This is a genomic window from Flavobacterium aquiphilum, assembly GCF_027111335.1.
In the GTDB taxonomy this organism is placed as follows: domain Bacteria; phylum Bacteroidota; class Bacteroidia; order Flavobacteriales; family Flavobacteriaceae; genus Flavobacterium; species Flavobacterium aquiphilum.
Window position 1 is genome coordinate 4,001,396 of record NZ_CP114288.1, and the last position, 17,770, is coordinate 4,019,165.

The 17,770-nt window shown below is 36.6% G+C and carries 11 protein-coding genes; all 11 read left to right on the forward strand.

All coding sequences use genetic code 11. The annotated features are described in order from the left end of the window. Nucleotides 1-173: 173 nt before the first annotated feature. The gene (locus OZP12_RS16085; protein WP_281226055.1) at nt 174-554 is read left to right on the forward strand and encodes an iron chaperone; all 381 of its coding nucleotides are present in this window, start codon (nt 174-176) and stop codon (nt 552-554) included. 138 nt (nt 555-692) lie between these two features. Next, nucleotides 693-1,055, forward strand: coding sequence for a VOC family protein (locus OZP12_RS16090; protein ID WP_281226056.1), 363 nt, complete (start codon nt 693-695; stop codon nt 1,053-1,055). A 905-nt stretch (nt 1,056-1,960) separates the two neighbouring features. After that, nucleotides 1,961-4,468, forward strand: coding sequence for a nitrite reductase large subunit NirB (nirB, locus tag OZP12_RS16095; protein ID WP_281226057.1), 2,508 nt, complete (start codon nt 1,961-1,963; stop codon nt 4,466-4,468). 222 nt (nt 4,469-4,690) lie between these two features. Then, on the forward strand, nt 4,691-5,068 hold the full coding sequence (gene nirD / locus OZP12_RS16100) for a nitrite reductase small subunit NirD (protein ID WP_281226058.1): 378 nt from the start codon (nt 4,691-4,693) through the stop codon (nt 5,066-5,068). 33 nt (nt 5,069-5,101) lie between these two features. Next, on the forward strand, nt 5,102-5,689 hold the full coding sequence (locus tag OZP12_RS16105; protein ID WP_281226059.1) for a DUF4202 domain-containing protein: 588 nt from the start codon (nt 5,102-5,104) through the stop codon (nt 5,687-5,689). 189 nt (nt 5,690-5,878) lie between these two features. Then, a complete protein-coding gene (locus tag OZP12_RS16110; RefSeq protein WP_281226060.1) occupies nt 5,879-7,630 on the forward strand; it encodes a PAS domain-containing sensor histidine kinase in 1,752 nt (583 codons plus the stop codon). Nucleotides 7,631-8,139: 509 nt separating this feature from the next. Continuing rightward, the gene (locus OZP12_RS16115) at nt 8,140-8,799 is read left to right on the forward strand and encodes a response regulator (protein ID WP_281226061.1); all 660 of its coding nucleotides are present in this window, start codon (nt 8,140-8,142) and stop codon (nt 8,797-8,799) included. Nucleotides 8,800-9,620: 821 nt separating this feature from the next. Continuing rightward, a complete protein-coding gene (locus tag OZP12_RS16120) occupies nt 9,621-11,009 on the forward strand; it encodes a CmpA/NrtA family ABC transporter substrate-binding protein (RefSeq protein ID WP_281226062.1) in 1,389 nt (462 codons plus the stop codon). Between the two features lie 522 nt (nt 11,010-11,531). Next, nucleotides 11,532-15,047 carry a nitrate reductase gene (locus tag OZP12_RS16125; protein ID WP_281226063.1) on the forward strand — a complete coding sequence of 1,172 codons (3,516 nt, stop codon included), beginning with the start codon at nt 11,532-11,534 and terminating at the stop codon, nt 15,045-15,047. Nucleotides 15,048-15,185: 138 nt separating this feature from the next. Further along, entirely contained in the window at nt 15,186-16,613 is a 1,428-nt protein-coding gene (locus OZP12_RS16130; protein ID WP_281226064.1) for a rubredoxin, read from the forward strand. A gap of 416 nt (nt 16,614-17,029) precedes the next feature. Continuing rightward, nucleotides 17,030-17,686 (forward strand): hypothetical protein, encoded by a 657-nt coding sequence (locus tag OZP12_RS16135; RefSeq protein ID WP_281226065.1) that lies wholly within the window; start codon nt 17,030-17,032, stop codon nt 17,684-17,686. The last annotated feature ends 84 nt before the right edge of the window (nt 17,687-17,770 follow it).

Consider the following 17,770-nt stretch of genomic DNA (forward strand, 5'->3'; position numbering starts at 1 on the left):
TTAGTCACGAATTTACCAAAATTATTTTTATTAAAATTATTTTTTCGATAGATAAAAATTATAGTTGTAGTAAAAAAGCTTAGTTTAGAATAATTCTGAATCCAACAAAAATTCCTTTTTTTATTTGTAATTTAGATTAGCAGAAAAGAAGTTGATTCTAAATAAAACCAGCCATGAAAATTGATTATAAATCGGTTGACGAATACATTCAAACCTTCCCAAAAGATACGCAAATTATTTTGGAAAATGTTCGTCAGGTCATTATAAAAAATGCGCCCGAAGCTGTCGAAAGTATCTCCTATGGAATGCCTGCTTACAAAACCTACGGAAAGCCATTGGTCTATTTTGCAGGCTATAAAAAACACATTGGATTTTATGCAACTCCGACAGGGCATTCTGAGTTTTCTAATGAACTTTCGGTTTACAAACAAGGAAAAGGTTCAGTTCAATTTCCTCTCGATCATCCCATTCCTTACTGGCTGATAGAACAAATTGTTATTTTTAGAGTGAAAGAGAATGAGGCTAGAAAAGATTCTAAGTTGCTGGGACGCTAAGTCTCTAAGATTTTTTTGGAAACTTTTTACTTAACATCAGTTCGAGAAAATTTGAAACGCGGTCGCATTTTCTAAAAATCTACTCGAACTGACAATTACTTAGTATCTTAGCTTCTCAGAAACTTAGCAATTAAAAAAATGATCAACGCCAAATCCATCCGCCCATTTATAGGTTCCAAAGACTTTGGGATTTCAAGACGTTTTTATCAAGACTTAGGTTTTCAGGAAATTGTCTTGGCTCCTAATTTTTCTTATTTTGAAACCAAAGAAATTGGATTCTACCTACAGGACGCCTATGTCAAAGATTGGATAGACAACACCATGCTCTTTTTGGAAGTCGAAGATGTCAAGCAATTTTGGACGGAACTTTTAGCTTTAGATCTCCCTTCGAAGTATGAAAACGTAAAATTGATCCCGATTCGGGAAATGGATTGGGGCAAAGAATGTTTTATTCATGACCCTTCGGGGATTTTGTGGCATGTTGGGGAGTTTAATAAGTAGAAGTTTAGTCACTTTAAACAATTAAAAACTAAAACGACAGGTTTTATGTTTTTAATTTATGAAGATATTCATTGTATATAATCATTAGAACACTAGTGTTGTTCTTCAGAAAAAGTTATCAATTCTTCATTATCACATTTTTTACAAACTTGTTTGAATTTATCTTTTTCGAACTCAACAATCTCTATTTGTAGACTTCCACATTCTGCACAAACCAAATCTTCGTCAAAACCATGGTGTTTAAAAAACAGATTTTCAAGTAAACTTACTGCGGTACAAGTAAATAACAATGCTATTTTAGCATCCGGATATTTTTTATTTTGTGAGTGAACAACAATAGAACTATAAACCAATCATACGGATTATCTCGTTTTAAGAACGAGAGAGGTTCGCAAATAGATAGGTTAAGTTCGATGTAAACATCGGTCAAAACAAAAAATCTCCTTCCTTACTTAGTCATATACGTATTTCACACTATTTAAACGCCAAACTCTCTTATATCCGCATTCCGCGTGAGGGGTAGAAGCCAATGTCATTAAGTTAAGCGTTTTTTTTGTGTCATTTCGACGAAGGAGAAATCACATAACGTGAGTCACTAGTGAGATTCCTCATTCTTCGGAATGACAAAACGATGGCTTTATATCCTTAACTTAATGACATTGGGGTAGAAGCTAGTTACCTTGTAACGCGGATGACCCGACAGCATCGCGATAAAAAGGCGTGTCATCACAAAGAGAAAAGCCTTTTTATCGCGATGGTGGCACGCCCAAACCTAAGTACGTAATTACGTATAATTAAGACCGTCTAATTAAAAATCATTCTATTTTAGAAAAAAAATCTAAAAATAAGTATCTAAATTAAGTATTTATACGTAAGTTTGCGTAGTAATACTTAATTAACAGATTATGATTAATGTGATAGTAGTCGGAAACGGCATGGTAGGTTATAAATTTTGCGAAAAATTCATCGCGAAATCTGGACAAGAGAATTATCAAATTACAGTATTTGGAGAAGAACCAAGACGTGCTTATGACAGAGTTCACTTAAGTGAATACTTTGCTGGTAAAAGCGCTGAAGATTTGTCTCTTTCACCTAAAACATGGTATGAAGAGAACAATATTATATTAAACACTTCGGAGTTAATTACAGATATTAACAGAGAACAGAAAACAGTTCATACACACTTAGAAAAAACGTATTCGTATGACTACTTAGTTTTAGCTACCGGTTCTGCGGCTTTTGTACCGCCAATTGAGGGAGTTGAAAAAGAAGGGGTTTTTGTTTACAGAACTATCGAAGATCTTGACGCTATTATGGCTTACGCCAAAAAAATAAAAGCAAACGGTTCTACTGAAGCTGCCGTTTTGGGTGGAGGTTTATTAGGTCTTGAGGCCGCCAAAGCGGTTCGTGACTTAGGACTTAATGCTCACGTAGTAGAATTTGCTCCAAGATTGATGCCAAGACAATTGGATCAAGGTGCGAGCGATATGCTTCAATCTAAAATTGAAGAATTGAATATAGGCATTCATCTGAATAAAGCAACACAATATATAGATGGAGAAGGCTCTATAAAGGGGATGATGTTTGAGAATGATGATTTGTTAAAAGTTGATATGTTGGTTATATCGGCCGGAATCAAACCTCGCGACGAACTAGGAAGAGTTTCCGGACTTGAAGTAGGCGTTAGAGGCGGTATTGTGGTAAACAATAAAATGCAAACATCAGATCCAAATATTTTCGCTATCGGAGAAGTTGCCTTATACAACCATATGATATACGGGCTTGTGGCTCCTGGTTATGAAATGGCCGATGTTGCCGCCGAGCAAATCCTCAATGGGGAGAAAACAATGAGAGAAACCATCGATATGTCAACTCAATTGAAATTGATTGGAGTTGAAGTTGCGAGTTTTGGTGATCCTTTTATCGAAAATGAAAATGTAACTGCAATTGTTTATGAGAACAAATTCAGCGGCATCTATAAAAGAATAAATGTCACCAAAGACGGAAAAACATTATTGGGAGGAATCCTTGTGGGAGATTCATCAGATTACAATGGTTTGTTCCAAATTTACGCCAACGCAATGGCCTTGCCTGCAAATCCGGAAGATTTGATTTTAGGTTCTCGTGGTGGTGAAGGATCTACACTAGGAAGCGCAGCCGACCTGCCTGATACTGCAGTAATTTGCTCTTGCGAAAACGTAACCAAAGGCGCACTTTGTTGCTCACTTATCGACGGAACTGCAGAAACTTTTAACGATGTGGTAAAATTAACCAAAGCAACAACGGGTTGTGGTGGTTGTAAACCAATGGTTGCCGACATCGTAAAAGCTACCCAAAAATCACTTGGGAAAGAAGTAAAAGAATCTGTTTGCGAACACTTTAAATACACAAGACAAGAATTATTTGATATCGTAAAAATCAACAAATACGTTAATTTCTACGAAGTAATCGACCATCACGGAAATGGAGATGGTTGTGAGATTTGTAAGCCGGTTGTAGCTTCGATTTTCTCAAGTATCTACAACGACACCGCAAACAAACACGTAACTACTCAAGATACCAACGACCGATTCCTTGCGAATATTCAAAGAAACGGAACTTACTCAGTAGTACCTAGAGTTGCCGGAGGTGAAATCACTCCTGAAAAACTAATCGTAATTGGTGAAGTGGCCAAACAATTTGATTTGTACACTAAAATAACCGGAGCACAACGTGTGGATTTATTCGGAGCTCACTTGGATGATTTGCCAAAAATCTGGAAAGTACTAATCGACAACGGTTTTGAAAGTGGTCACGCATACGGAAAATCATTGAGAGCTGTAAAAAGTTGCGTAGGTAACGCTTGGTGTCGTTACGGAATGGACGACAGTGCCGGATTCGCTATCGAATTGGAAAATCGTTACAAAGGTATCCGTGCCCCTCACAAAATAAAAGGTGGAGTTTCGGCATGTATCAGAGAATGTGCCGAGGCTAGAGGAAAAGATTTTGGTTTAATCGCTGTTGAAGGCGGATGGAATCTTTACATCTGCGGAAACGGTGGAGCCAATCCAAAACACGCTGTACTATTGGCTGAACAAATCGACAAAGAAACAGTTATCAAATATATGGACCGTTTTCTAATGTACTATATCCGTACTGCAGGACCATTGGTTAGAACATCTACTTGGTTAGAAAAACTGGAAGGTGGATTGGATTACCTAAAAGAAGTTATCATTTTTGACAGATTAGGCATCTGTGAAACATTGGAAGCTGAAATGGAAAAACTAGTTGGAACTTTCGAATGTGAGTGGAAACAAGTTCTTGAAAAACCAAGACTGATGAAACGTTTCAGCCACTTCGTTAATACAGATGAGAAAGACGACAACATTGAATACGTACCATTAAGAGACCAAAAAATGCCAAGACCTTGGTAAACTCGAATTAAATTAAAATTATTACACAAAGATTTCCGCAGAAAGCATGAGACTCGCGAAGAAAAAAAGTAAAAAATAATCGCCAACTAAAATTATCTCCGCGTGTCGAGGCTTTCAATTTGAAAACCTTTGCGAATCAAAAAATATAAAAATAACTTTTCCGCTCCTGGCTCTGCTAATCCTCATAGTGGGGCTGGGAACAGAAAACAAAAACTAAATGCCATGGAAGATTTATTAAACCAATACAAAACGGTAAACTCAAACGAAGTGAAAATTTGGTTCAAAGCTGGAAACATCAAAGATTTTCCAAGCAACAGAGGCGGATGCATCAAATACAAAAACAAACAAATCGCTGTTTTTAACTTCGAAAGAAGAAATACATGGTATGCTTGCCAAAATGCCTGCCCGCACAGAATGGAAATGGTTTTATCGAGAGGAATGACCGGTTCGACAGATGACATCCCAAAAATTGCCTGTCCTATGCACAAAAAGACATTCTCTTTGATCGATGGTTCCAATCTAAACGGTGAAGATTACTCAATTGCTACTTATCCGGTAAAAGTTGAAGGTGATGAAGTATTCGTTGGGTTTTTAGAATAATGTATGTATCTTTGAATATATACACTATTTCAAATGAAAACTATCCCATTCTTAAACGCCAGCGCATGGATTGATGCTGAAAACGAAGCCGATCCAAACAATGAAATTTACCAAGATGTAACCTATCCAAAAGAGTTATTATATTCCGAGAGAATGTACGACAGGCTGATGGCCTTTCAACCAAATGCATCAGAAGCTGTTCAAATAGCAGCCAAAGCACAGCACATTTGCCGCTGGAAAATAGCAAGAGAGTCTTATCCTATGGATCGCGTTGGATATTTAAAATGGCGAGAGGATTTAAAAAAATTTCATGCCAAACTGACTTCCGAAATCTTAAAAAAAGCCGGCTATGAAGACGACTTTATTGACCGCGTTTCTTTTTTGATCGAAAAAAAATTACTTAAAAAAGACGAAGAAACACAATTATTGGAAGACGTTGTCTGCCTGGTGTTTCTTGAATATTACTTAGATCCGTTCGTTCATAAACACGACACCGAAAAATTGCACAACATCATTCTGAAAACTTGGAATAAAATGTCTGAAAAAGGACATCAGGAAGCGTTAAAAATCAATTACACTCCAGAAAATCTTCAATTGATAAAAGACGCATTGGGATTATAAATTGATTTTTAAAGTAAAATATGAGATAATTTGTCACATCGAGCGCAGTCGATATGCCATTATGGTTCTCGACTACGCTCGAACTGACAAAAGATAAAAACTCAGATTCAAAGACCAGCAACAGTCTTTCATATGAAAAAAAAATCCAAAGGCTCTTTAGACAAAATTTCATTTAAAAAATTAAGGCGAATGTATCTATTCGCGTTAGTTACTATTGCTATAACTGTACTTTTGAGCCAACTTCTTATTCAGTACAACCTTAACAGCCAACTCAGCGATTCCAAAATCATAAACATTTCGGGAAAGCAAAGAATGCTAAGCCAAAAACTGACCAAAGAAATTTTGGTACTTAATTTCATTACCGATTCTGTACAAAAAAAAGAAAAAATCAATCAGATTTCAAAAATCATATCCGAGTGGAAATTTAATCACTACTCCCTTATAAACGGAAATGACAGTCTGGGTTTTCCAAAAGAAAAAAATCAAATTCTAATTCAGGATTTTGAAAATTTAAAACCCAATTTTGATGCGTTGCTTAAGGCCAGCAACACTTTTTTGGAAAACAAAAAACAAAATAAAAACGAAAAAGACAACCCAAAATTGGTTCAAAACATACTTGACAACGGTGCTGTTTTCCTTTCGAAAATGAACCAAATTGTAGGTGAATACGATAAAGAAGCCCTTGAAAAAGTAAGACGTCAAAGCAAAACGGAATATGCCATTCTGGTCTTTACATTATTGGTTTTATTACTCGAATTTATATTCATTTTCACACCTACCAACAAAAAAGTTGAACTGTTAATTTCTAATCTTTTATCTTCAGAAAAGAAAGCTTTAAAACTGGCAAGGGACACCGAAATTATCAGCGAAGCCAAAGAAAACTCAGTAAAAGAATTGAAATCGCTCAATTATGCAATGGAGAACACCCTTCTCTATTGCCGAATTGCAACTGACGGGACTATTATTCATATTGGTGAAAAGTTTTCCAAACTTATTCAATACAACCCATTTCTTTCGGATAAAAAATTCGGACAGGTACTCAGTCCAATCGAAAAAGAACAACAATTCATCGACAACATCGTAACCGAAAACTATCGCAGAGGCTGGCAAGGCGAAATAAACATCACCACCCGTAACGAACAATCGATTTGGCTAGATTTATCGATGGTTCCCGTAACGATAAAAAGAGATGCATCGGAACTGTTGATTATTTGTTTTGACATTACCGAACGAAAAAAAGCCGTACAAGAAGTCGAACGTTTAAACGCAGCGAACATTGCCGACAAATTGAGTCAACAAAAGGTGATTTCGAGCAAGATTGTCGAAAATCAGGAAAACGAACAAAACCGTATCGCCAGAGAAATTCATGACGGAATCGGGCAAATGTTGACGGGACTGAAATTCAGCCTTGAAAGTATCAATCTGGACGACAAAGAAAAATCTACTATAAAAATAGATTACCTAAAAAAATTGACCCTCGACATCATCAAGGGTGTTCGTACCGCCACATTCAATTTGATGCCACCAGAATTGAGCGACCACGGAATCAATTCGGCTCTTGCCAAACTTACTTTGGAACTTTCTAAACTAACCGGGAAAAATATTCTTTTTTACAACAAAACCGATTTTAACAGCCGATTGGATTCCTTAATCGAAATCAATATTTACCGATTGACGCAGGAAGCCATCAACAATGCCATCAAATACGCCGATTCTACACATATTATAGTACAACTTTCACATAGCGCCACCCTGCTGAGCATCACCGTTGACGATAACGGAAAAGGATTTGACATTACTGCCGTCGAAAAAAAGAGAAACAGCGAATCAGGAATGGGCATGGTATTCATGAAAGAAAGAATTGAATACATCAATGGACGCGTTTTCTTCAATTCGATTCCAAACGAAGGGACGAGGATTACTTTCAATGTACCGATTTAAAAATGGCAATTGCAATATCAATGCTAAAAATCAACCCAAAATTTTGTCGGTTTATTAAAAAACAAAAGTTTTTTTCTCTTAAAACCATTAAGATATTAAGATTCATTAAGCCTAAAAACTTAATTTTCTTAATTTCTTAATGGTTAAAAATATATTACTTTTTTTGATCCGCTTAGCGGACAGTCATAATAAAAATTAAAAATTTAATTTTTCAATAACAACTTACTCTTAGTAAGATAAGACTCATTTTGCTCTATAATTGAAATTTAGATTACACTCATTTTAATATTGATATTTGTTTCGGCTGATACTGAATTTTGATATTATTATTGAATTTTGATATTGACATTGGTACTGAATTTTGAATTTGATTTTTGACATTATCATTAATATTGCCATTGAATTTGATATTGATTTTTGAATTTGATGTACAATTGATTTTTTCCAAAAAATACGTATCTTAGCACTCTGAACATAGATGAATATACTTAAATAACAATAAGTAGATTATGAGCGATAAAATTCGAGTAATTCTTGCAGACGACCACGTATTTGTGAGAGACGGCATCAAATCGTTATTAGAAAACGAATCAAACATTACTGTTGTAGGCGAAGCTACAGACGGTCTGGAAGCGCTATCGCTGGTTGACAGTCTTCAACCCGATTTACTGATTCTTGATATCCGTATGCCAAACATGACAGGCATAGAAGTTGTCGAACAACTTAGAGGCAAAAACAATATGGTTAAAATTGTAATGCTTTCGATGCACGAATCTGAGGAATACGTATTAAAATCTATTCAAGCCGGAGCTGATGGATACTTACTTAAAGGTTCCAGTAAAGAAGAATTCCTAAAAGCGCTTCACACTGTTTCCAATGGTGGAAAATATTTCAGCGGAGACATTTCATCTATATTAATTGGCCAATTAACCAATCCAGGAGCAACTGTTGAGCCAAAACAACCTTTGGCTGAAGAGCAATTGATTACCAAAAGAGAAAAAGAAATCCTTAAGCTTTTATTAAGTGGTAAAGGAAATAAAGAAATTGCCGAAGCTTTGGACATCAGTAAAAGAACTGCCGAAGTACACCGCTTCAACCTGATGAAAAAGCTGAAAGTAAAAAACCTGATGGAACTTTCTAACAAGGCTACTGAATTTTCATTGCTATAACAAACAAAAACCAAACATAAAGGTTTTTCAATCTAAAACATTTAAATCCTATTTTATGGCATCTGCCATAAAATAGGATTTTTTTCTCAAACTAGATTCTTCCTATCAATCATTTTCCAGTTATGAATTGGGTCCGACTGTAGCAAAATCATGAATGAAAAGTAACCAATATTATCTAAAACAATAGACCGAAAAAATTAAATTAAACTACAAACCATTTTCAAGCTGTCAGAATCGATTCTGGCAGCTTTTTTTTTTGCTCTATTACATAATTTTCAATTTAAATACTTAAAAAAGCATCCGCACGAAACCCGCACAAATAAAGAGAACATTCAAAATACGCATAAAAAATACGTATTTATACTTAATTATTTTTTAAAGACTGCGTTTTTGCAGCTTTTTCATTAAAGATGCTACTTAATTTTGTAAAAAACAATAAGTACTATGTCAACAGTAAATTCTCTTTCAATATCGCCCAGAATTTTATTGCTAAATACATTGGTTTTTACGGTGTGCTTTGTCTGTTTTGGTCAAGCTCTTGGATTTTTATCTTACTATTTTCAACTACCTGCTTAATGTGGATGCACATCACCGTGACAAAAATGATTAACGAAAAACAACCTGTCCTTTCAAAAGAGATGGATCGAAAATAAAATATCATTAGTTACTTGTATATCGCCGCTTCCTAAAATTGCCATCACGGGAGCGGCTTTTATTTTTTATAACGAAAAAAATTAAGTCAAATCAAATTTTACATATACGCCAACTTAACAAAAAAATATTAAGACCTAAATATATTATTAACTACCTAAATCAACCCCATGAAAAAAGTAACTTTACATCTGGCAGCCATCTTATTGTTGGCATTCACAGTTACCGGTTTTAAAAGTGTAACACTTCACCATCCTGTCTTGAAAAAAAGAGTAGTTGGGCCGCCCAAAACCAAAAAATTACCATTGGAAAAACCTAATGTAACAATTGGTTTTATCAAATTGACTGATATGGCTCCACTGGCCATTGCGAAGTTTTTGGGTTATTTTGATGATGAGGGACTTGCAGTAACCCTGGAAGCCCAAGCCAATTGGAGAGATATTTTAGACAAAGTAATCGACAATCAAATTGATGGCGCTCAAATGCTTGCCGGACAGCCTATCGCAGCCGCTGTAGGTTGTGGAAGACAAGCTCAATTGGTCACCACTTACTCCATGGATTTGAACGGAAATGCCATAACGGTATCCAATACAATTTGGTCCAAAATAAAAGACAGCATTCCGGTGGAATACGGCAGACCGGTTCATCCGATTCCTTCTTATGCCTTGAAACCGGCTTTAAATTTTTATAAAAAAATGAACAAGCCTTTTACATTCGGTATTGTTGCGGCATACTCGACTCACAATTATCAATTGCGTTATTGGCTGGCAGCTGGAGGTATTAATCCTGGATTTTACAACAGTAATAACATTCAAGGAAGCAAAGGAAATACTGATGGAGATGTTTTGCTAAATATTACAGCTCCGCCTCAAATGCCTGAAACTTTAAAATCAGGGACAATTGACGGATATTGTGTTGGAGAGCCATGGAATCAGCAGGCAGTTGAAGAAACAATTGGTGTCCCAATTGTAACCAGCCGAGAAATCTGGAAAAATCACCCTGAAAAAGTGTTTGCAATGACCAAAGAGTTTGTCACCAAATACCCAAATACCGCTATTGCAATCACAAAAGCCTTAATCAAAGCCGGAAAATGGTTGGATAATCCCGAAAACAGAAAAGAAGCCACCCGAATTTTATCTAAAGCGGCTTATGTGGATGGCGAAAAACGCGTGATAGACAATTCAATGCTTGGTACTTTTGAGTTTGAAAAAGGAGATGTCCGTTCAATCCCTGACTTTAATGTTTTCTTCAAATACAATGCCACCTACCCGTATTATTCGGATGGAATTTGGTACATGACTCAAATGAAGCGTTGGGGACAAATCACCGAATCAAAAACTAATGACTGGTATATCAGTAAAATCAAAGAAGTTTACAAACCGGATATGTGGATTCGTGCAGCAAATTTATTGTTGGAAGAAGGATTTATCACAGAAACCGACATCCCTTACACCGATGGATTCAAACCTGTAAGCTCCGACTTTATAGACAATATTCCTTATGATGGAAAAAAACCTGTAGAGTACATCAACAGTTTTAAAATTGGTTTGAAAAACTAAATCTTTACACTGGCACAAAATAAAAACAGCTCAATAATACCACAAAACAAATTTTAGATTCCATAAAACTTGGTGTATTCACAAAATACATCAAGTTTTTTTTATGACTAAATTCTAACCATTAACTACTAAATTTGAGTGAGTATTGCATCGCGTGAGTGATGGCAGTGGAGCTCTCCCGATTTTTCATCGGGAAGCGGGAACGTACAGCACGACCCACCTTTTTCGGTGGGGCACGCCCAAATAAACATTAGCAGACTTCTAAAAGACAATTAAAAAATAAATACCTCCCCTTTTTTGTTACATTAGTTACAAAAACTCAATTATCAATCTGCTATGGAGTGCAATTCTTCCAATAATTCAAAAAAGACTATCGATTTTTAACATTCTAATTTTATTTAACAAAACATCAAAATAAAACGAGTTTTATACGTATTTATACGTAATTATTACTTATTTTTGTTTGTGTAAAATCATGATAATGATTCTTACTGCACCACTTTATAAACGAAGACATACATAATGCAAAATACAGAAATCAAAACTACGTGTTCCTATTGTGGAGTAGGATGCGGAATTATTGTAAAAAATGATTCTAAAAATGGAGTGACGGTTACAGGTGACATAAATCATCCCGTAAATAGAGGAATGCTGTGTTCCAAGGGGATGAACTTACATTATGTAGTCAACGACACTTCGGACAGGATACTGTATCCCGAGATGAGATGGAGTAAATCGCATCCAAAAGAAAGAGTGAGTTGGGATACTGCCTTAGACCGTGCAGCAGCAGTTTTTTCTTCTATCATAAAAAAACATGGCCCAGATAGTGTTGGGTTTTATATATCAGGACAATGTTTGACTGAAGAATATTATTTGGTTAACAAACTTGTAAAAGGTTTTTTGAAAACCAATAATATAGACACCAATTCCAGACTTTGTATGAGTTCGGCGGTGGCGGGTTACAAAAAAACCTTTGGTGAGGATTCTGTTCCAATCGCTTACGCCGATATTGAGTTAGCTGATACTTTCATGATAACAGGAGCCAATCCGGCTTTTTGTCACCCAATTTTGTTCAGACGACTCGAACAACACAAGGAGAAAAACCCAAAAACAAAAATCATTGTTGTTGATCCAAGACGTACCGACTCGGCCATAGCTGCCGATTTGCACTTGCAAATACTTCCGGGAACGGATATTGTTCTATACCACGCCATCGGCAGACGATTGATTGAAAAAGGGTTTGTTGATTTTGATTTTATCCGTAACCATACTGAAAATTTTAAGGCCTACAAAGACTTGGTAATGGGCAGTTCCTATGAAAAAGCATCCAAATTATGTGGTGTTTCCGTAAATGATATTCATATTGCAGCTGACCTTATTGGCAAAGCCAAAGGATTCATCTCGATGTGGGCTATGGGATTGAACCAAAGCGCTATTGGAGTTGATAAAAACACAGCTTTACTCAATCTTTCACTGATAACAGGACAAGTAGGAAAACCGGGTTCTGGACCTTTTTCATTAACGGGACAACCCAATGCAATGGGAGGTCGCGAAGTGGGTGGAATGGCTAATTTGCTTGCAGTTCACAAAGAATTAAATAACCCGGAACATCGTAAGGAAGTGGCTGATTTTTGGGGAATTGACTCCATTTCCGATAAACCGGGGCTGACTGCAACCGAAATGTTCGATGCTTTGGAATCTGGCAAAATGAAAGCCATTTGGATTATTTGTACCAATCCGATGGTGAGTTTACCCGATGCCCGAAGAGCTGAAAAAGCATTGCAAAATGCCAAATTTGTGGTTGTTCAAGAAATCTCCCACAATGCCGATACCGCCAAGTTTGCCGACTTATTGCTTCCTGCCGCCGGATGGCTGGAAAAAGAAGGAACAATGACCAACTCAGAGCGTCGTATTTCTTATCTTCCAAAAGGAATTAACCCGCCAGGCGAAGCTTTATCGGATGTGGAAATTCTATTGGCTTTTGCAAAAAAAATGAAATTCTCCGGTTTCAATTTTAACAATACCGAAGCCGTTTATAAAGAATATTGTCTGATGACAAAAGGCACAAACATTGATGTGTCTTTCCTTAACTATTCCAGACTAAAAAACGAAGGGACTTTTCAATGGCCAGTCCCAGATTATGGACATCCGGGAACTCCTCGATTATTTGCCGATAAAAAATTCTTTACGCCATCACAAAAAGCAATTTTCAATATCCCGACGAGTATCGAAAACACTTCGGAACCACCGTCAGAAAAATATCCTTTTATCCTAACCACAGGACGGATACGCGACCAGTGGCACACAATGACCAAGACCGGTAAAGTGTCCCGATTGATGACGCACACTCCTAGCCCGGTTCTAGAGATAAACCCGATAGACGCTTTCAAAAATGAAATAAAAAATGGTGATATCGTAGTTGTAAGCAGCAAAAACGGGGAAGTTCGCGTTAAAGCTAAATTAACAGAAACGATCAAAGAAGGTGTTCTGTTTTTGCCAATGCACTGGGGAAGACAATTGGATAACGACCTGAACCGAACCAACAATCTGACAAACACCATTGTTGATCCTATTTCGAAAGAACCTGATTTCAAATACACCACAGTAGCGGTTAAAAAATACGTAAAACCGTTCCAAAAAATCGCTGTTATTGGTGCTGGTGCCGCAGCGTTTCGTTTTATTCAAAATTACAGAGAAATCAATACTTTGGACGAAATCATTGTTTTCTCCAACGAAGAAAATCCATTCTACAACCGTGTTCTTTTACCGGAATATGTTACTGCTGAATTGACTTGGGAAAGCCTTTTGAAAATAAAGCAAGATGGTCTGAAACAATTGAATATCACAATGAAATCGGGAGTTGCTATCGAAAATATAAACTCAACCAACAAAACAATAACCGACAGCGACGGAACCGTTCATCAATTTGACACCCTAATAATGGCAACCGGAAGCCGTCCTTTTGTTCCGGAAAATGCACAGCTTCACCTTCCTGGGCGTTTTACGATCAGAAAGAAAAACGATGCCGACCGACTGAAAAATTACCTGGATGCCACCAACTTACCTACCGAAGACCAACATGTAGTTATTATTGGTGGTGGATTATTAGGACTGGAACTGGCAGCTGCCCTCAAACACAAAAAAGTAAAAATTACCATTATACAAAGAGCATCCCGTTTGATGGAACGCCAATTGGATCGAATTTCTAGCAAATTATTGGCCGAAGAAGTACAACAACGTGACATCCAAATCTATTTCGACAACGAGGTTAGCACTGTATTTGAAACCGACAATCCAAACGAATTGGAAATCGCTCTGAAAAGTGGTCGAATCCTTACTGCCAATGCCATTGTGTACACGATTGGAACTATCCCGAATATCGAATTGGCTAGAGAAACAGGACTGTCTTGCGGACGTGGTGTAAAAGTCAACCAATACTTGCAAAGCTCTCACCCTGATATTTTTGCCATTGGTGAAATTGCCGAATTCAACAACCAATTATTCGGAATCACCTCAGCTGCCGAAGAACAAGCCGATATTTTGGCGAACTTCATTGCCGGAGACATCAGTAGTTTTTACAAAGGATCCATTTTGATGAATATCCTAAAATTAGAAGATATCAACCTGTGTTCTATTGGTCAAATCGAAGTGCCTGAAAACGACGATTCCTACGAAGAAATTATTTTTGCCGACTTAGGAAAACGTTACTACAAAAAATGTATCGTTAAGAACGACTTACTTGTTGGAGCCATCCTGATGGGAGACAAAAATGAGTTTGCCGAATTCAAAACGATGATTGAAAGTAAAATCGAATTGGCCGATAAACGAAATACTTTATTGCGAGGAAGTGGCTCTGAAGCCAAACCAGTACTTGGAAAACTAGTATGCTCCTGCAGTCAGGTTGGTAGTGGAAACATCGAAGATTGCATCAAAAGTGGCGTGACCAATTTCACCGAACTTTGTAAAACTACCGGAGCAGGACTCGGCTGCGGAAGCTGCAAAACAGAAGTGAAGGAGATATTGGCAAAAGTCAAGTAAACGGTGATCAGTATTTAAGTGATCAGTTCAAAACTAATAGCTGAACAACGAAATACTGAATATCAACTATTTAATAACTGATTACTAAAATAGTAAAGACGCACTGCAGTGCGTCTCAACAACTGAACATTATAAATTATGGAATTAACAAGACTCATAGTAAAAGGCGGGGTAATATCTCCGGGGGAATTACGAGAAATCGTAAATATGGCAATGGATCAAGGTCTTGAAGCCCTTTCTTTTGGTTCCAGACAAGACATTATTTTCCCAAAAGGATTCGAAAATAACACTCCCGAAAAAATAGGAAAACACCATTTTGTTTACCCAAACGAAAAAAGTGGAAACAACATCGTTTCCTCTTACGTTTCCACCGATATTTTCCCAAATACCACTTGGCTCACCGGGAACAAATTCCTTTATATCTTAGAGCAATTCAAGGAGCAGCCAAAACTAAAAGTCAACATAACCGACCCAAAACAACAGCTAGTTCCGCTATTCACGGGACACATCAATTTTATTGCTTCACATCATGAAGACTATTGGTTTTTGTATGTTCGTTTGCCAAAATGGGACAAAATGGAACTTTTTCCTGTGTTGATTTACAGTTGGGATATTGGAAAAATATATTACGAAATAGAAAAAGTATTACAGGAAGAACCGGATACTGTTGATATGATTTTCCAACTCATGGGGGATTTGGACACCAACAACAGAACCATCGACCAGCCGCTGAAATTACCGTTTTATCCTTTCCCTTATTACGAAGGAATGAATAAACTGGGAATCGACCAATACTGGCTTGGACTTTACTGGCGTAACAATCTTTACGATTTAGAATTCCTAAAAGAAATGTGCGATTTGTGTTTCGATTGTAAAATCGGAAAAATATGTATCACGCCCTGGAAATCTTTCATCGTAAAAGGTATTCCAAAAGACCGAAAACTTGATTGGGAAAAATTCCTTGGAAAAAAAGGAATCAACGTTCGTCATTCCTTGTTGGAACTCAACTGGCATTTACCTGTGGCGACAGAATGGGCTTTGAATCTCAAAACATTTCTCGTACGCACGCTCGACCAGTTCGACATCAGCACCTATGGCCTTACTTTTGGGATATCCGACTATAATCGTGATGGACATTATTTCACATCGGTAGTCATCGAAAAAAACGAATCGCCAAAGGATCTTGAATCTATCAAAATCCGAGATACTTTCAACGTTTTGCACGCGAAAAATTTTGATCCAAACACTCGGGAATACATCGTTCATGCTCAAGACGTCGACAAACTCGAATTACCAAATATCTTGATCGAACTAAGTAAAAAATACTTCAGCGAATTAAGTAATTCCGTATTAGAATTTCAGAATACCAGTGCCAAAAAAGAAGTCAAAGCTCAAGACATCTATCAATGCCAAGAATGCTTAACGGTCTATAACTCGGAATTCGGCGATGTTACACAAGGAATCGAAAAAGGAACATTATTCGAGCACCTCCCAGAAGATTATTGCTGTCCACTCTGCGAAGCGCCAAAAGACAGCTATATTAAACTAACTGAAACGACGGTGTAATTATTTTTTGGGCGAGCCACCATAAATAAAAAGGGCCTAATCATCAAAAAGGTGATTCGGCCCTTTTCCTTTATGCTGTCAGGCTGTCCGCGTTACAAGGTAACCTGCTCCCATCCTTCTCGCGGGGAAACTGCTATTCAAAAATCAATAGCAATTTTAATTTCAAAAATCAATAAAAACCGTTTCATCCTTAATGAGACAACTCTCTAAGTACTACTCATTCTGATTTTTCAATTCCATTCCAAAACGAAAAGCTAATTAGTAATTTGTAATGATTTATTTATACATTAGCAAAAAAATAAGACTTGGTATTTATCAGACTTACACACCCAATTATAGATAGTTAAGTGTGATTTTGTAAGACTTATAAATGAATTATGATACATATTAGTAAACAACAGGTTCAAAAAATCAATATGGAACAATTTGAACTAACTGGCGGAGCAAGAATTGGTGCGGCAAATGCTACATGGCCACTTGCAACCTTGAAAGTAAATAAAGATAAACTGGAATTGAATGCCTCAATAGTTGGAAATTTAATATTCCAACCAAAAGACATTATTTCAATTGAAACATATATGATGATTCCATTAATCGGGCAGGGAATAAAAATAAATCATCGAATTCCAAACTATAACAACAAGGTTATTTTTTGGACTTTTAAAGAGCCTACACAGGTATTAAATCAAATTAAACAGACAGGTTTTTTAGAAAATATCGACAGTAGAATTTCAGAGACAGACAAAATAATTATCAGCCAACAACAAGCTGGTGGCTTTCCAATTAAAAAGCCAGTTGCTATTGGACTAATTGCCTTATGGAATTTTTCACTCATCTCTGACTTTATAAATTTCGCAATGTCTGACAAGAAAAGTATACCGTTAGGTAATGGGACAATAATAGCACTTGCAACAATGATTCTCTTATCAATTCTGTCTTTAATTTCAAAGGACTTCAGTAAACTAATTTTAAAAGAAGGAAAATCAATTAAAGACATAAACAAATTTCTGTACCTCTTAATTTTCATAGGAAGCTTTATGCTAATAAATATTTTGACTTTTAGAAATGCGTAAAACTACCAACCATAATAGGCATATAGCAAAATTGTGTATTACATGATAAAGCCACGTTTCCGTTTCACAGGAAATTTAATTTAA